18 protein-coding genes are annotated in these 17,200 nt (G+C 30.3%); 10 read left to right on the forward strand and 8 right to left on the reverse strand.

The features are described from left to right. Positions 1-21 precede the first annotated feature (21 nt). The 6 genes from QEJ31_RS03455 to QEJ31_RS03480 all read left to right on the forward strand — a co-directional run bounded on the left by QEJ31_RS03455 (position 22) and on the right by QEJ31_RS03480 (position 6,911). Complete coding sequence (locus tag QEJ31_RS03455) at positions 22-981, forward strand: L-tyrosine/L-tryptophan isonitrile synthase family protein (protein WP_280592401.1); 960 nt, start codon at positions 22-24, stop codon at positions 979-981. Positions 982-1,130: 149 nt separating this feature from the next. After that, positions 1,131-1,277: a hypothetical protein gene (locus QEJ31_RS03460; RefSeq protein ID WP_280592402.1), complete on the forward strand. Its 147-nt coding sequence runs from the start codon at positions 1,131-1,133 to the stop codon at positions 1,275-1,277. Positions 1,278-1,486: 209 nt separating this feature from the next. Further along, positions 1,487-2,041 carry a translation initiation factor IF-3 gene (gene infC, locus QEJ31_RS03465; RefSeq protein ID WP_280592403.1) on the forward strand — a complete coding sequence of 185 codons (555 nt, stop codon included), beginning with the start codon at positions 1,487-1,489 and terminating at the stop codon, positions 2,039-2,041. Beyond that, positions 2,038-3,861 (forward strand): bifunctional 2',3'-cyclic-nucleotide 2'-phosphodiesterase/3'-nucleotidase, encoded by a 1,824-nt coding sequence (locus tag QEJ31_RS03470; RefSeq protein ID WP_280592404.1) that lies wholly within the window; start codon positions 2,038-2,040, stop codon positions 3,859-3,861. Before infC ends, QEJ31_RS03470 begins: the two co-directional genes overlap by 4 nt. Positions 3,862-4,012: 151 nt before the next feature. Further along, positions 4,013-5,497 (forward strand): methyl-accepting chemotaxis protein, encoded by a 1,485-nt coding sequence (locus QEJ31_RS03475; protein ID WP_280592405.1) that lies wholly within the window; start codon positions 4,013-4,015, stop codon positions 5,495-5,497. After that, positions 5,490-6,911 carry a FecR family protein gene (locus QEJ31_RS03480; protein WP_280592406.1) on the forward strand — a complete coding sequence of 474 codons (1,422 nt, stop codon included), beginning with the start codon at positions 5,490-5,492 and terminating at the stop codon, positions 6,909-6,911. Before QEJ31_RS03475 ends, QEJ31_RS03480 begins: the two co-directional genes overlap by 8 nt. 8 nt (positions 6,912-6,919) lie before the next feature. On the opposite strand, the gene QEJ31_RS03485 is transcribed toward QEJ31_RS03480, so the two are convergent. Continuing rightward, the gene (locus QEJ31_RS03485; protein WP_280592407.1) at positions 6,920-7,663 is read right to left on the reverse strand and encodes a hypothetical protein; all 744 of its coding nucleotides are present in this window, start codon (positions 7,661-7,663) and stop codon (positions 6,920-6,922) included. A 91-nt stretch (positions 7,664-7,754) separates the two neighbouring features. After that, on the reverse strand, positions 7,755-8,297 hold the full coding sequence (locus tag QEJ31_RS03490; RefSeq protein WP_280592408.1) for a GNAT family N-acetyltransferase: 543 nt from the start codon (positions 8,295-8,297) through the stop codon (positions 7,755-7,757). Positions 8,298-8,376: 79 nt separating this feature from the next. Here QEJ31_RS03490 and QEJ31_RS03495 point away from each other — a divergent pair, with 79 nt between their 5' ends. From QEJ31_RS03495 to QEJ31_RS03505, 3 genes are all read left to right on the forward strand, one after another. Beyond that, on the forward strand, positions 8,377-8,538 hold the full coding sequence (locus QEJ31_RS03495) for a hypothetical protein (RefSeq protein ID WP_280592409.1): 162 nt from the start codon (positions 8,377-8,379) through the stop codon (positions 8,536-8,538). Positions 8,539-8,730: 192 nt separating this feature from the next. Next, positions 8,731-9,099: a type II toxin-antitoxin system RelE/ParE family toxin gene (locus QEJ31_RS03500; RefSeq protein ID WP_280592411.1), complete on the forward strand. Its 369-nt coding sequence runs from the start codon at positions 8,731-8,733 to the stop codon at positions 9,097-9,099. Further along, positions 9,074-9,415: a type II toxin-antitoxin system MqsA family antitoxin gene (locus QEJ31_RS03505; protein WP_280592412.1), complete on the forward strand. Its 342-nt coding sequence runs from the start codon at positions 9,074-9,076 to the stop codon at positions 9,413-9,415. Before QEJ31_RS03500 ends, QEJ31_RS03505 begins: the two co-directional genes overlap by 26 nt. Before the next feature lie 53 nt (positions 9,416-9,468). Here QEJ31_RS03505 and QEJ31_RS03510 read toward each other — a convergent pair whose 3' ends face one another. From QEJ31_RS03510 to QEJ31_RS03535, 6 genes are all read right to left on the reverse strand, one after another. After that, positions 9,469-10,236 (reverse strand): MnmC family methyltransferase, encoded by a 768-nt coding sequence (locus QEJ31_RS03510; RefSeq protein ID WP_280592413.1) that lies wholly within the window; start codon positions 10,234-10,236, stop codon positions 9,469-9,471. Between the two features lie 19 nt (positions 10,237-10,255). Next, a complete protein-coding gene (locus QEJ31_RS03515) occupies positions 10,256-11,287 on the reverse strand; it encodes an ABC transporter permease subunit (RefSeq protein ID WP_280592414.1) in 1,032 nt (343 codons plus the stop codon). A 13-nt stretch (positions 11,288-11,300) separates the two neighbouring features. After that, the gene (locus QEJ31_RS03520; protein WP_280592415.1) at positions 11,301-12,335 is read right to left on the reverse strand and encodes an ABC transporter permease; all 1,035 of its coding nucleotides are present in this window, start codon (positions 12,333-12,335) and stop codon (positions 11,301-11,303) included. A gap of 9 nt (positions 12,336-12,344) precedes the next feature. Beyond that, positions 12,345-14,051 (reverse strand): ABC transporter substrate-binding protein, encoded by a 1,707-nt coding sequence (locus QEJ31_RS03525; protein ID WP_280592416.1) that lies wholly within the window; start codon positions 14,049-14,051, stop codon positions 12,345-12,347. Positions 14,052-14,193: 142 nt separating this feature from the next. Further along, positions 14,194-15,075: a M23 family metallopeptidase gene (locus tag QEJ31_RS03530; RefSeq protein ID WP_280592417.1), complete on the reverse strand. Its 882-nt coding sequence runs from the start codon at positions 15,073-15,075 to the stop codon at positions 14,194-14,196. Positions 15,076-15,192: 117 nt separating this feature from the next. Then, positions 15,193-15,810, reverse strand: a complete 618-nt coding sequence (locus QEJ31_RS03535; protein ID WP_280592418.1) for a hypothetical protein — start codon at positions 15,808-15,810, stop codon at positions 15,193-15,195. Between the two features lie 102 nt (positions 15,811-15,912). On the opposite strand from QEJ31_RS03535, the gene QEJ31_RS03540 reads away from it, so the two are divergent. Beyond that, positions 15,913-17,196 (forward strand): TIGR04552 family protein, encoded by a 1,284-nt coding sequence (locus QEJ31_RS03540; protein ID WP_280592419.1) that lies wholly within the window; start codon positions 15,913-15,915, stop codon positions 17,194-17,196. The last annotated feature ends 4 nt before the right edge of the window (positions 17,197-17,200 follow it).

Here is a 17,200-nt window from a genome sequence, read left to right on the forward strand (position 1 = left end):
ATAAATATTTTGGAGAAACATATGGAATATGACACTTATAAGTATTATTTGAATGATTGTTTTATTTGTGAAAAGATTCTAGAAAAAATATACTCAATTAGAAAAATACCTTATAAGTTAACTAATACTTATGAAAATAAATTGCTCTTAAAAAAATGTATGGATTTTCATTTGGACAAAATAAAAAAATTTGTGCAAAAATCCGAACCTATAGAAATGATTATTCCTGCATTTCCTGTAAAATCACCAAATCCACAGAAAACACTTTCTTGTCATCCAGACTATGCAGAAGTGCTGGCCTTAAAAAAACTTCATGAGTTGTGTTCCTGTATAAAAGAAATATATCCACCTGGCGCAAAAGTTACTATATGCTCAGATGGGAGAGTATTTTGTGACATTATTCCTTTTATTGAAGAGAATGTAGCTAGCTACTCTCAAGAAATAATAAAAATAATACAAATTGAAGATTTCAATAATTTGTCAATATTTAAATTAGATAATTTATTTTCTCACACAGAATATTCAAGAATAAAAGATAAATTTATCAAAGAATTTCCAGATAATGTTGAATCTTTGAAAAAGAAAAGATTTTATTCCCCAGATTTTTTTGTGATGTTTAGTGGATTGAATAAATTTATCTTTGAAGACTTATCATATATTTATAAAGATAAATCTAAACCTTGGATTAGGAATGAAGCCAAAAACTTAACCTTTCAAATCATTCAAAGAAGCAATACTTGGAGCAAGTTAATTGAAAAATACTTTCCCCAAGCTTTGCGGCTTTCAATCCATCCGCAATCAGCTATTGCAAAAAAAATTGGGGTTAACCTAGTCGATGCCGACGATCTTTGGAGGACTCCATGGCACTCAGTATGTTGCTGGAAGGACAATCATTTTTTCTTAACTTCGAAAGAACATGCCGAATTGCTAGGAGCCCATTTAGAAAGAGCCGATGAAAGGTACCCCTATTATAGGTTGTAATTTAAGCAGCCCGCAAAGAAGCTTAGTCCTGGAGTTATAAAAGTCCTTGTCAAACGAAAAAAAATGAGGCATGGTTGCAGTTTCTAAGGACGATCTAGAAAAAGAGAGCCTTATCTTTTTAATTTATTCAATAATTACAAGAGGTTATCATGACTTCACCAACCGACAAAACAAATCGCTGCCGCGAAGCTAAAAAAGTAAAAATGGGCAAACAAGCTAAAAATAAATTACGTAGAACAGGAACAACTCCAAAGTTGTTTACGCTCAATAAGCCAACTCCAAATGAGCTTAAGTAATTTTTCGCTTTGGAAAACTATTTTCATTCATAGAGAAGAATTTTCATCCTACTATCGTGCATAAGTTATGAAATTTTGCATGCTTGTAATGAGAACCATCTTCTCTTTTTTATTTTTTTTTGCAGACATGATAGATTTTGGATGTTATAACCCCAAAACAGAGGTCTTCAATCGATAAAACAACCTTTATTAAGGAGAATGCACACTATATGCGTCCAATGGGAAACCAACAATCTCGTACCCCCACCCAAGATGGCCCTAGAATCAATGATAGAATTAAAGCAACAGAAGTTCGCCTTATTTCCGACACTGGAGAGCAAGTAGGCGTTTTACCCATCCGTGAAGCTCTTTCAAGAGCGGAAGAGTTAGGGCTAGACTTAGTTGAAGTTTCACCTGACGCAAAACCACCTGTGTGCCGCTTAATTGACTATGGCAAATTTAAGTATCAGCAAAGCAAGAAAGCTCAAGAAGCCAAGAAAAAACAAGTTGTTATTGAAGTTAAAGAAATAAATTTGACTCCTAACACAGAAAGACACGACATAGAAACTAAGCAGAATCATATTAAAAGATGGATTGCCGAAAAAGCACGTGTCCGGGTTGGAGTTAAGTTTAGAGGACGTGAAATGTCGCACGTAGATCTTGGCTATAAAGCACTCCAAGAACTCATGGCAGGTTTAGAAGATATCGTTGTACAAGAATCAGCACCACGTTTAGAAGGCCGTAGACTTGTTGTAACACTTCTACCAAAAAGCGAAAAGGTATGACCTCTTCCAATTGTTATCAATTGGCCATTTTAGAAACATCAGACTTACACTGTAGTATTCTTCCATATGACTATTATAGTGACAAAAAGTCTGATTTTTTTGGGCTTGCAAAAACAGCAAGTCTCATAAAAAAATATCGAAAACTTTTCCCGCATTCATTGCTTGTAGATAATGGTGATCTTATACAGGGTAACGCATTATCAGATTACTTAAAACAGTTTAAAGTAATTGATAGCAAAACCATTCATCCCATAATAGATGTAATGAATTTTTTAGAATATGATATTGCAACAGTTGGAAATCATGACTTTAATTATGGAATTGAATTTTTAAAAAAAGTAACCAACCAAGCAAATTTTCCTTATATCAATTCTAATATTTTTTTAAAAAATCCTAAAAATAAAAATTTAAAAGGTGAATCTCTTTTCCCAAAATCTTTTATCATTGAAAAAAAATTTAATGCTAATGACAAAATAAAAATTGGTTTTTTGGGAATGGCTCCTCCGCAAATTTTAATTTGGGATAAACATGTTTTAGACAATAAAATTATTATTGATGATATAGTAGAAGCAGCAACAAAAACAGCAAAAGAATTAAAAAAATCTGGTGCTGATATAGTTATTGCATTAGCACACAGCGGAATTCTTCCAGTTAAATACATTAAAAACTCTGAAAATGCAGTTTATAAGTTAAGTAAAATTAAAGAAATTGATGCTATATTTTCAGGACATGCGCATAATATTTTTCCAGGCGGAAAAGTTTATGATCAAAAAGAAAAATTTAAAATTGATAATGTTACAGGTAAAATAAATAATAAGCCTGTTGTAATGCCTGGAGCTTTAGGAAGTCACTTAGGAGTGATAATCTTTAAACTCGAAAAATTAAAAAAATCATGGAAGATTAAAGAAACCTTCACTGAACTTCCTAATGTAAGAAATGTAGAAGAAGACTCAAAAATTGTTTCTTTGGTTGCGAAGCATAACGTTAAAGTTCTCGAATATATTCGAGCTAAAGTAGGGAAAACTCAAATTCATTTCCATTCATGGTTTTCTACAATTGAATGTTCTTATGCTTCTCAATTTATTCAAAAAATTGCTATTGAATACGTGAAAAATAAATTAACAGAGACAAAATGGAAAAACCTTCCTATAATTTGTTCCTTTGCACCCTTAAATACTGGATCACACGGTTCAGCATATATCAATATATCTAAAGGTGATTTAGCGATAAAAGATATCTGTAATTTATATCCTTACGATAATGAAATTAAAGTTTTACTAATTAATAAGACACAAATAAAAGAATGGTTAGAATTTGCTTGCCAGGCATTTCAACAAATTAAAAGCAGTGATCTCGATGAAATAAATATTATTAATCCTTTGTTTCCAAGTTTTAATTTTGATTGTATTTACGGTCTAACTTATGAAATAGATCTTACACAACCAATTGGAAGTAGAATTATAAACTTACTCTATCAAGGCAAAGAAATAAAAAAATTTCAAAAATTTGCAATTATCACAAATAACTATAGAGCAGCAGGTGGTGGTAATTTTCCAAATGTTACAAAATTGAAAATAATTTATGATACCACTAAACTATATCGAGATATTATTATAAATAAAGTAAAAAACATAAAAGAAATTAATTTTGAGTTAGAACAAAATTGGAAAATAAAACAATTACAATCAACAGTAAAACAAAAAATCTTTTTTGAAAGTTCTCTTGATTCCATTCCTTTTCACCCTAAATATCTAATTCCTTATACCAAAGATTTAAATAACAAACGAGTGAAGTATCTAGTAGATATGACAAAAATTTGATTGAATAGAATTTCCGCAGAATTCCTAAGTTACCTATTTTCTAGCTTTTTCTTGCCAAATAAGATGACAAAAATTTGAATACCAAAAGTTCTTTATAAATATTAATATTATTTGAAGATGTAAAAATATTTAACTGAAAGAATTTCAAACTATGTTGAAAAAATTGAGTATCAAACAAAAGATGGTATTTTGGAATATCTTAATTGTTTTTATTTTTACTATTACTCTTGTTTATTTAGGCAATGAATCTATTGAAAGAATGATGGAAGAAAAAAGAACTCAAATAAGAAACCTTACTGACTCAGCAGCAAATCTAATTTATAAATATGTAGATCTAACTAAAGAAGGAAAAATATCGAAAGAGGAAGCTGTAAATGCAATAAAGGTTGCATTGAATGCTGCAAGATATGATGGAGACAACTATTTTTTCGTTGGCGATGAAGAACGTCGTCAAATTATAAATCCTAAGCGCCCAAAAGATGATGGGGTGGTCCAAAACTCGACGCAATATAAAATGTTTGTAGAAATTCTTCAAAGTAAAAAGAAAGGGGAATTCTTAAGTTACTTTACTACAAAACCTGGTTCAGAAGGTGATTTTCCAAAACTAACTTACTTGCGAACCATTCCAGAATGGAATTGGTATGTTGGTACAGGAATATACATTGATGATGTAGACAGACAAAAAAGAAAGAATTTTATAGTTGAAGGGTCTATTTGCCTCATTCTTTCTATTTTGCTTACTGGTGGTGGCTTAATTCTAGCAAATTTTATTACTATCCCTCTATCCAAACTCACTACGATGCTCAATCAGTCATCTAATAATATGGAAGAAAAATCACAATATTTAACTTTAATGAGTGAAAACGTAGGAAAATCTTCAAAAGCTCAAGCAAATTCCATTCAAGAAACTGCAGCGGCGATTGAAGAAGTAACAAGCATGATTGGCAGAACATCAACACTCACACATAATTCAGAAGAACTATCAAAAACCATTAGTCAGCAGACTGAAGAAGGTAATCAAGCAGTAAATGATATGGTTTCTTCTATGGCCGCCATTCAAGAAGCAAGTCAAAAACTTTCAGAAATTGAAGAAATTATTATTCAGATTGAAAACAAAGCTATGGTTATCAATGATATTGTTTCAAAAACAGAACTGTTATCACTGAATGCATCAATAGAATCTGCCAGAGCAGGTGAATATGGGAAAGGCTTTGCGGTTGTTGCAGAAGAAGTTGGTAATTTAGCAAAAACAAGTGGTAAATCTTCAAATGAAATTAGAGAATTACTAGACAAAAGCAGAGTAAATGTAAAAAATATTTTAGAATTAACAGTCAGTCGTGTAGCAGAGGGACAAAATAGAACACAAGTTGTGTCAAGTATTTTTAACAAAATAATTCAAGATGTAAATGAAATTCAAACACAAATGACACAAATTACTGAAGCTACAAAAGAACAAGAGATAGGTGTAAAACATATTTCTGAAGCCATGTCTAGAATTGATCAATCAGCTATTAAAAATCAAGAAAGTGCAGATAAATCTATTGAAGCCTCTAAAAGTATTCTTATCTTAAGTGAAGATCTAAAAGACATCACTAAAAAGACTAAAAATATCGTATTTGGAGAAAAAATTGCTTAAAATAAAATACATAATTATATTTCTTTTTCTTTTGCCAAAAGCTGTTTTAGCCGCAGATGATGATGTCGGAAAAATTGAAAATGTAATTGGCAAGGCTGAATTTATAGTTGGTAAAGAAACCATGCCAGTAAAAAGAGGCGATTTAATACATCCAACAGATGTCATAAAAACTGGGGAAAATACAATTGTTAAAATATTATTTTATGATGGTGCAGATATTATTCTTTATGAAAAAACTGAATTAAAAATAAAAGAATATTCTGTTAACTTAGAAAGTGAGAAAAAAAGTTTAAAAGGTGTCTTTGAAGATATTAAAGGAAAAATTCGTTTTTTTGTTAAACCTGATAAAACAGTACAAAATGATGTAAAATATAAAACAAATAATGCAGTAATGGGAATTCGCGGCACTGGCGGATTTATTGTTGCACCTGAAACTGGAGAAACACAACTAGTAGTTACCACGGGAAAAGTTGAACTTAGTAACCCTAGTCAACCAGATGTTATTCAGGAGGTTAGCGAAAATCAATGGGGTAAAATTATTGGAAATGAACCTCCACCTCCACCAGAACCCGTAACTCCTGAGCTCATAGAATCATTAAAAGTTGAAATCCCAGAAGGATTTGAAAATCCTCCGCCCTTAGAAAATGAAAATAAAGAAGAGCAACAAGATGATAAAAATAAACAACAAGGTAACTTAACACCGCCACCAGTAGTTCCACCCCCAGCAAAAGAAGCTGCTGCAAAAGATAAAAGTGATGATGCTGATGATAGCGAATACTTTAGAATAGGTCCTACATTTAGTGCTGGTCTTTTTAATTTCTTTTCTTTTGGACTGGAATCAAGACTGTTTCATTTTCTTGGTTTAAGCGCCAATATTGGAGGAATACAAAATTTCAATCTAAAAAACTATCCTCAACTCTCTAATAGGATAAATAATAATAACAATAATACCCCAATACAAAGCACACAAGCTGATATTTCTCACGTAGAAGTTAGAGCAGTAATTTATCCCTTTTTTGGTTCATTCTTTCTTGGTGCTGCATATGGTAACAGAAAAGTAGATGCTAGAATTGATGCTTGTGAATATATATCAACGTTTGGTGGGACTTGTATTCCATTAAGAGCTTTTTTAAAAATAAATACCACATATGTGACACCTCAGTTTGGCTGGTTATATGTTAGTAAAAGTGGGTTAACATTAGGTACAGAGATTGGTGTACAAATTCCAGTTCAATCAGGATCAGAGGACTTTAGTGCGCAAGTTCTTTCTCAAGATCAAAATCAAATTAGTGCTGTTTATAATTCATATGCGTTTTATGATTTTCAAAGACAAGTTAGAGACAACATTGGTGACTATTTCAGAAGTAAAGCATTACCATTTTGGAATATTATTAAAATTGGTTGGCTCTTTTAAGAATAAATTTATTTATAAATAAACTTTAATCCATTAATTTCACTATTAGAATCATCACTGTAAGAAACAGATTCTTGTTTATATTTTTGCTGTCCTTTAACATTTTTAAAACCATATTTTGCAAATGTTTGAGGAGAAGGTAATAAGAATTCATAAAAACTTCCATCATTCATTCCTTTATCATTTTTAAAACTCAAGTCAAAAAAATCTTGTTTTAAACCTATTTTTGTAAAATAATTATGATCTAAAAGCATGACATCGTAAAGAGAATCGGAAAATACGGTATATGAATTCATAACATCTTGGCTTGACATATTCCCTATGCCATCTGGGTAGCGAATAGAAGTGTAATCATTCATTGTTTTAATTTTATTTCTAGTTTCTTTATAGAGCGAAATCATATTTCCATGAAATCCAACCCAGCCGTTGCGAATTTCTTTTATATTTCCAGCTGTGAATAAGTAATTAGCACAAGACGAAGCGCAATAACCATCAACAATTACATGCAAACGATAGGGTAACAAAAAATTGGCAATTTTTAATGCCTCTTCAGCATCTCCTCCTTCTGAATTAAGATAAAGCCTTTTATCTGTTCTTTTTATTATATTCAGTAAATTCGTTTTATCTCCTGCAGAAATTTCACCAGAAAACTTAATAGAAAATTTATCAACTCTAGTCCATTCTCCAGCTAAAACAAAGCTAGGAATACTTGCTAACAAGCCCAAAATTCCAAATTTAACACAGGTCTTCATTTGTAATGCCTTCCATAGCAAAATAAATATTTTTATAAGATTTTAGAAAGAAACAATTATTATTTTCATTTTTTTTAATTTAATGTCAATCTTAAAAATAAGCAATTTCTGTTTGTGCTAAATTATCTACTAATTTGCTATAAAATTCTGCTTGACATTTAATCATAAATACAGACTTAGGATATTTTTGCAATTCACTCGGTAACGGTATAAAACCAAATTTTTCATAATATGCTGGATTAATATCAGAAAATAAGACATATGAAGAATAAATTTTTTGTGCAATGTAAGTTTCAGTTACACCATTTAATAACAATCCAGCATAACCTTTTTTTCTTTCAGTTATTTTAGTACAAACAGTTCCAATACCTATAATTTTTTCGTTTGAATTCAGTTGATATTCATAGCACATTAAAGATGCAACTAATTGCTTATTATGATTTACCAAGACGTAACGAATGCCATGGGGGTATTTTATTGATTCATGACATGCTTGGATATGTTGCGTTAAAGTTTTTCCTTCACCCCATTCATCAAAACCCATTTCATAAACCTCGGGAAGTTCTTCAGGTCTTGCAATTCTTATTTCAAACTCAGAAAGTTTAATAGGTAATAGTAAGATTGGTTGCCGCATACTCAATCCTTTCATTTTACATTAATTAAATTTTTAAGTAGTCTAAAAGTAGTTCATTTTAATTTCGCAAAGGCTAAAAATGTGTGCCCAATTTCAAGTTGAACAAATAAAATTTAAAAAATCTTTAGCGATATTCTCATTAGAAATAGAAAACATACAATGGAGTGAAAGAATCTTACCATATTCACAAGCACCTGTCATTATAGCTAAGAATAAAAATTTTTCTGTAACAGTAAACTAATGATCTGTTTTCCTTACCGCACTTTACTAGTTCCTACCCCCCTCCCTTGAACTTCAGCAGGCAAAAGTCTAGTAAAAAAGAATAGCTATAAAATCAAGTAAAAACAAATAGTTAAATAAATATCCTAGAAAATAGGATTTTTATTGTAATATCCTAAAAAATAGGGTATTTTAGATAAGAAAGGAAAATCTCATGGAAAGAGTTTTTGTGTGGTCAGATACATTTACCATTAAATTATACAAACAATTTTCTAGAAAAGAAGCCGAAGAAATTCAAGGCCGAATTGAAAAGGAACTACGTGAAGATCCAGAAGCAGGTGACTTGATTGAGGGAACCCACGGTTTAAGGAAACTTAGAGTTTCTGATGGTAACAAGGGAAAAAGTGGGTCGCTTAGAGTTCTATATTTAGATATCAAGATAAAGGAACGAATTTATATTATTGCATTTTTTCCAAAGAATGCGAAAGAGAACCTTTCTAAAGAAGAAAAAAATATACTAGCTAGTGTAGTATTAAATATAAAAAAGGAGTGTGAAAATGAAAAACAAAAAAAGAAAAAATGAATATTTTGACGAAATTTTATTGGGCTTAAATGAAGCATTAGAACATGCTAAGGGCAATAAAAAATTAAAAACAACTACGGTTAAAATCCATCCTGTGCAAGAAATGACGGCAAAAGAAATTAGTAAATTAAGAGAAAGGCTTTCATTTTCTCAAGCTATTTTTGCAGAATTTTTAGGCGTATCTAAAAAAACAGTTGAAGCTTGGGAATACGGCAAGAGTCACCCCAATGGAGCTGCTCTTCGTTTATTAAATTTAATTGATTCAGATCCTCAATATTTTGAAAATAAAGCTATAAGAAAAATCGAAGTTGCATAAAAATTAAGCTTAAAAATGTTTAGCAATAAAATTCATTCTTTGGTTAATAAATATTATTTTTCTTTTATAGCAAAAATACATTCTCTTTTACCTGAAAATCCTAACTTAGGAATAATTTTAAAATTGTGTTCTTTTAACTGCTTTTTTAACATTGATCGACTTGCATAGGTAGAAAAACAACAGAAATTTAATAAATGATTTTTATGTAAAATATTATTAATAAGATTTATTTCCCATAACTCAGGCGTGCTTTTCATACTAAATGCATCAAAGAATATTCCATTGACTGATTTTTTTAATATTGTTTCAGACGAAAATTTATTATTCAAAATAAATTTATTATTTTGAATAAGTTTATTTATATAATTAATAATTTCTTCAAAAGAAACTTTGAAATATTCTGACATTTTAATTAATATATCTTTATAAGCTTGTTCAAATAAAAAGGGGATTTTCTTTCCTAGAAAAAAATTTTGGAAAAAATAAATTAGATTTTCATTACTTTCAAAGGATTGAATACAAAAATATTCACTATCTAAAATAGATTTTTTCTTAGCTAATATTTGAGATACTATCATAATTTCTATATAACCTAAACCTAATCCAATAGACAATAAAGATAATTCTTTTTGCTTTTCAAGAAGAACAGAAATAACAGGTGAATAAACATATATCGTTTCAGAAAATGCTCCTTGTAAACTATGCATCAATTCAGAGATATTTTCTGACTCCTGTAATGAAATGCTCAAAGAATTATCAAAAGTTGTAAAGAAATTTACAGAAAATTCGGTCGAATTTGTAAAATGTGCGATTAATGTCATATTTTTATGATACTTTTTATTATGAATTCATTTTTGGATCAAATGCTTCCCTTAAAGCTTGCCCAATTAAACTAATTGAAACTAAAATACATAAAATTGTTATCACTGGAGAGATTAAAAGCCAAGGAGCATTTTGAATATTATCTCTCCCTTGAGCCATTAATTCACCTAAACTGGGTGTAGGAGGAGGCAATCCAAATCCTAAATAATCTAAAGCGGCTAATAAAGATACTCCACCTTCAATTGCAAAAGGACTTAAGGTAATGAGTGGAGTCAAAGAATTAGGTAATATGTGTTTAACTAGTATTTTTAAATTAGAAGATCCTAAAGCTTTTGCAGCTTCACAAAATTCTCTTGTTTTAATAGTAAGAACAGTAGCTCTTATTTGACTTGCTATTCCCATCCAACCAAAAATTAAAACAAGAAAAAGAATAATCCAAAATGATTGGCTTTTTGTTACTGCAGTTACTAATATGACCATAGTAAGCATTGGTATAATTGATGATAATTCTTTTAATCTTTCTAAAATAAAATCAAAAGTTCCTAAGAAATAACCTTGCATTGCTCCAATAAACGCACCAATTGTATAAGAAATAAACCAAAGGCTTATTCCAAATCCCAAAGATAATCTGCTACCATAAAGAAGTCTTGCAAAAATATCTCTGCCTAAATTATCTGTACCTAGCCAATGTTCTTTTGAAGGTTTCGATAAGATTATATCAGTCTGTGCTTCTGGATTCCAATGTACCAATGGATGGAGTGCCCAATTGTAATTTTTATTTATTCTATCATCTTCTTCAAGTTTTTGATAATCTACAATAAAAGCATCTGCTAAATTATAATCACTTGGGGTATAATTTATTAAAGCTGGAAAATAAAATTTTATTTCATTCGTTGCAATTATCTTTCTAAGTAAAAATATTGGTTGATCATTTGCAATAAAATTAGCAAAAATAGATGATAAAAATATTACACAAAATAAAAACAATCCAAACTTTGCTTTTTTTTGTGAAAAAAAATGTTTAATTTTTCGGTTTTTATTTTTATTCATAACGCCTTTTAGTTTAAGAATATTCAATTCTAGGATCAATTAAAAAATATACAACATCATTAAGTATTTGCCCAAATAAAATTGCAAGAGATTGTAATACAACAATAGCCATGACGACATTGAAATCTCGAGAAGCTAGCGATTGAAGACTTAAAGTACCAAGCCCTGGTAAACCAAATATAGGTTCAATAATAATTGAACCTCCTAAAAAACTTCCTAAAATAGCACCGAAACCTACAAGTAAAGGTAACAAAGCATTCCGCAAAGCATGTTTAAAAATTACAATATTTTCACTCAATCCTTTAGCTCTCGCTGTTCTAATATAATCGGAACGAATGACTTCAAGCATGCTATTTTTCTGTAAAATGGCAAATATAGTGAAATTCCCAATAACTGAAGCTAATACAGGAAGAAACATGTGTTTACATAAGTCAAAAAATTTTCCAAATAAACTTAATTCATCATAGTTATCAGAGTGCCAACCACCTAATGGAAAAATAGCTCCAAAAGGTAAAAATCTATCAGTACAAAAAATAAGAAGAAATATTACTGCGAAGACTAGTGTAGGTATACTGTAAGATATAAATAGCAAAAAAGTGGAAAGAGAATCAAATTTACTGCCATCTTTTAATGCCATTAATACACCAAGTGGAATTGCTATAAAATATGTTAAAAAAAACCCGGGTATCCCAAAAGAAAGCGAAATAGGCAATCGTTCAATGATTTGCTGCATTGCAGGTTCTCTTGTAGTAATAGAATCTCCAAAATTTAAAGTTAAAATATTTTTTATCCAAATTCCATACCTTGTTAAAACAGGTTTATCTAGTCCATATTGTATTTCTAATTCTTTTGTAAGTTTTTTAATTTCTTCTGGTCCTAAATTTCCAGATTTTGTTCCACCACCTTCACCACCCAGCCCTCTTATTCGAGCTAAAGCTTCTTGAACTGGACCACCAGGTAAATAGTTTTGGATACAAAAATAAGTAAACGTCATTAAAAAAAACATAGGAATAATTGCTAAAAATCGTCTTATAAAATATTTTTGCATAACTACCTATTACTTGATTAAGTAAAATAAATCGCTTGCTGCCCCAGATTCATAATTAGCGATCCAACGTGCTGAGTATATTTTACTATTCAAACCTTCTAAAACAAAATTAACTTCTGCTATAAAAGTATAAGGTTGATCATTGTAAATAATTCTATTAATCTCTTGCATTATTTTTTGTCTTTTCGTTGTATTAAATTCGATATTTGCTTTTTTAATTAATTCGTCTACTTTTGGATTACTATAACTTACAAAGTTTGAACCCTCATTTTTTTCTGAATCTGAATCCCATATTTGTTTTGCATTAGGAAACAATGAACCTGTCCATGCTAAAATAACAGCTTCAAACTTTCTTTTATTAATTAAATCAAGAAAAGTATTCCACTCATAAGATCTTATATTAACTTTAATTCCTACCGATTTAAAATTTTCTTTAACAATTTCTGCAATTTTTTGCCGTGTTGTATTGTTACTATTTATATCTAAATTAAATTCAAATTTTTCAATTTTCCCATTTGTATTTCTGGACAAAACACCAGATCCATCATTTTTCCATCCTGCCTCTTTTAATAATACTATTGCTTTTTCTTTATTATATGCGAGTAGATGTTCTTTACTTCTTAATTCTGGTGCTGAATTTTCAGTAAATGATCCGAAAGGAGATGTACTTTGAGTGTATAGATTAAAAAAAACTTTCTCAAGAATTTTATTGTAATCAACTAAATAACCAAGAGCAGTTCTAGTTTTTACATCACTAAATAATGAATTTTTTAAATTCCACGCTATAAAATTATATGGTTTTGGAAATTTATTTTTTACTTTTAAAGACCAAATAGATTTTTCATTTTGTTTCGTACCAAACTTATTTTTATCAATATTTGTAACTTTATTGTGCCATTGTTCCGCAGTAAATGAAATTTGATCAACATCACCTTTCAAAAATTTTTCATAGGTAAGATTAGGATCTGGAATTATATCTAAAATAATTTCATCTGGATTAAATCTGTTTTTAAAATGGGGTAAATCTTTTGCCCACCAATTTTTATTTCTTTTAAAAATAATTTTTTGCGAACGAAGAAACTTATCAAAAATATAAGCAGCATTCCCAATTGGATTCATAATTCCTTTATCTAAATTAAAATCTTTTGTATTTTCAAATTGTTTTTTCTGAATTGGTGTAAAAGAAGCTAAAACGTTAAAAGTATCAAATTTAGGTTCAGCAATGGAAAATATAAAATTTTGTTTATCTATTATTTTTAAAGTGACACCTTCAAAAAAAGATCTTAATGCTGCTGCATGAGTTTTAGTATCCATTAAAGTATCAAATGTAAATTTAACATCATCTGTTGTTACGGGGTTTCCATCTTGCCATTTAGCATTTTCATAAAGTGAAAAAGTGTAATTTTTTTTGTCTGCAGAAACTTTAAAGTCTTTTGCAAGATTAGGAATAAACTCCAAATTTTCAGGATCAATACTAAACAACGAAAGCCAAAGATATCCTTCCACAACTGAAGAAGCTGTATCATCGCTGAGTAGTGGATTCATTACTTTAGGGTCACTGCTAATAGGAAAATGTAAAACCCCTCCTTTTTTAGCCGCTGGCATTGTCTCATAATAATTAGTCTTTTTGTGATAAGAATATTCAGTTGTGGGGCACACAGATAGACAAATAAAAATATTGAACAGTAGAGATAAAATAAAGGTAATTAATCTCATGGAATAGATCTCCCAATACAAATATTTTAAAACTATGATCAACAATATTTTTTCTTTCTCTATTTTGTCTTAAATTTTGATATAAAAAAAGAGACTTAAACCAAAATTTAAGTCTCTTTCAAGAATTTGCAGGAATAAGAGTTTAGTTGCGCTTAACCTTGCTATTTTCATTTGAATTTAACGCATAATTGGATTTATTTTGATAATAAGCCAATTGGGTTGAAAGAGCAGGCGTTTTCATTCCTAATTTCTTTTGCCCATTTTCATTAGGCGGAAGATACGTAATTGGATTATAAGCTACACCAGAAACTCGAGTTTCAAAATGTAAATTTGCTCCCGTTACAAAACCAGTTCTTCCAACAAAACCTATTACTTGATCCCTACGGACAAATTGTCCATTTCGAACAATATATTTTACCATATGTGCATAAAGGGTTTCGTGTTCGCTATCATGTCCAATGATGACAGATTCGCCATAACCGCGTTTATTCCCAGCAAATAGTACAATACCATCGGCTGATGCATGAATAGCAGTTCCCTCAGGAGCACTGACATCAATACCAGCATGCATACGAGTTGTATTTACAACTTTTGATTTTGCTTTTTTTGTCTTTTTGACTCTTTTAGACAGACTTCTCATGCCAAAAGCACTCGAAAAAGTTCCTACAGTTGGCCAAATAAGTTCCCCAAATTTCCCAGACATAGCGTCTTTTGAAAAAAGGGTAGAATCATTTAAATGTTCATCATCTATCTCTGAAAAATCTTCATCATTCTTTACTATATTATTGAGATGGTCTTGTTGTGCTCCACTAAAACCAAAAAAGTTTCGTTCAGCCATTTCCTGACGATGAATAAAGGCAGGATCTAACACAACAGTTTCTTTTAATTCAGCTGCTGAACCTTTTAAAACTAAGTTTTGATTTGAAGGATTAGAGCGAGAATTAAGACATCCCGTTAAGGCAATAGTAAGAGGAATGAAGACTGCAAAAGACAATTTTTTCTTTAATCTTTCCAATTTCAACATTCATCTCTCTCCAAGGTTTAAGAAGCGGTCTTGACAGTATATTAAATATATCACTTTTTCAAGCTGCCTAAAATTTGGGACTAGGTTTCAGTCTATCGCATTTTAAAATTGGAAAATTTAATAACCTGTCAAAATCATGACCTTTTGTACACTTTCTAACATCATTTCTCTGGTAGGCATTTCTAGTCGTTGCAAGACTTCACCTTGATTCCCAATCACCCAAACACTTGGAATTTTAGGGTTTTTTAAAGCATCTAATAAATTCCTAGAGGCAAATTCATTTAAAAATTGAGGATTGTATTTTTTCCTCCAAATATTTACTGCTTCTAAGGAGTCATTTGAAAAAAGACCTATCACCCCAACATTTCTTTGAGAAAAAGTTTTAAAATTTTTATTTATAATATCAGTAATTTCTGCAGATCTTGGATTCCAGGTAGCAAGTATTAATACGTACCAAAAATGCATTTTTGCTACGTTTATTTCTGCTTCACCTTCTACTGTGGGTTCTTTTGCATAGGATATGGTCGGAAACTCCATATGTCTAGGCAATGGAGGAATATATACTGGAGTCTGAGGGGAGCTGCCAGTATTAGGAGTATTACTTGAAGGAGGTGGTGTTTTTTTATCATCTGCAGCATAAATGCTGAGTGGTATGAGCAAGAATCTTATTAAACATGTTTTTAGAATGAATTTAAAATATTGGATTAAATAGTTAAAAATTTTTTGAAGAATCATTTGCCCCTCCTTTCTTTTTTCAAAAAATACTGCCAAATATAGAATAACCATTCTAGACATCGAGTTGTAACGTCTAGAATTTGTCGTTTTGGAGGATGTTGCTTGAAAGAGATCCAAAATCAACTTGCAAATAAAGGCTTAACTGAGAATTATTTATCTTCCATCAATTCTCCATGGAATATTCCTTGGCAAGAATTTGAGGTTATTCTTGGGATAAAAAATTCCTATTCCCAACGCAATTTAAATTTTCAAACCATAGCACAAGCTGAAGTCTTTTTAAAAAATTGTGGTTTTGATCTATCAAATCAATTACATGTAAAACAATTTGAACAGTTTTTTGGAGAATCTATTTTTTTCATCCGCCACGTTTTATTTACTGAACAAGAGCGAGAAAAACTTGTTTTGCCTTCACAAATTATTCATATTAATAATCCATGTGAATTATTAATTAATGCAAGCTCTTTTGATCCAAGAAAAAGATACCTTCGTCTTTGGTGTTGTTCCATTTTAAAAGTAATGTATGCCATTTCTAATTTGCAATATAGTGGTAGACTCCATATTATTGATGATGCACGCGAGCAAATATTTAAAAGAATTAAGAATATTCTTCAACCTTCCCATCACACCTCTCATTCTGAACCCATTGTCTGTCAATTTAAAAATGCGGTAATTCATTTAAATAAAGTTGAATGGAAAGAGGCAAAAACAAGAACAAGCATCGTTTTAAAATTATTGCACAAGCCTGATAGTATTGTTGATGAAGTTTTTGATTATTTAGGAGTTCGTTTTGTAGTCCAAAATTCAAACGAAATTCCTTTATTATTAAAACTATTAATTGAATCAGATATCATCATACCTCATCAAGTTGTATCAATTCGAACGCGCAACTCTTTGCTCAATATACGGAATCCGAAAAAAATAATTAGTTTTTTAAAAGATTTAAATTCCTGTGGTACTTTAACTGATCATGAATTTGAAACGATGTGTAAAAATATGTCTTGGTCATCGCAAGCAAATGATGAAAATAACAAACGCTCCAATACTTTTAGTAGCCAACATTACCGTTCTCTTCAATTTACAGTAAGACATTTAGTCAGAACCCCAAATCCTGCATACCTTGTGCTAGAATCTATGACAAATCAATTAAGAAGGTATACTGGAATTTTAAGGCAAGAACCCTGGATGGAGAGTGTTATACCACAATATTTTGCTCATTATTTTCCTATTGAAATACAAATGATGGATCAAGAAAGCTATGAAATGGCTAAGTTTGGTCCTGCTTCACATGAGCAATATAAAGCTAGCCAGTTAAAAGCCGTAAGAGAAAGAGTATTAAGCAACTTGTTAACTTTTAGCTCTGAAAAATTAACGACACAAGATATTTAGCAAA

This window comes from Pigmentibacter sp. JX0631, from assembly GCF_029873255.1.
GTDB lineage: Bacteria > Bdellovibrionota_B > Oligoflexia > Silvanigrellales > Silvanigrellaceae > Silvanigrella.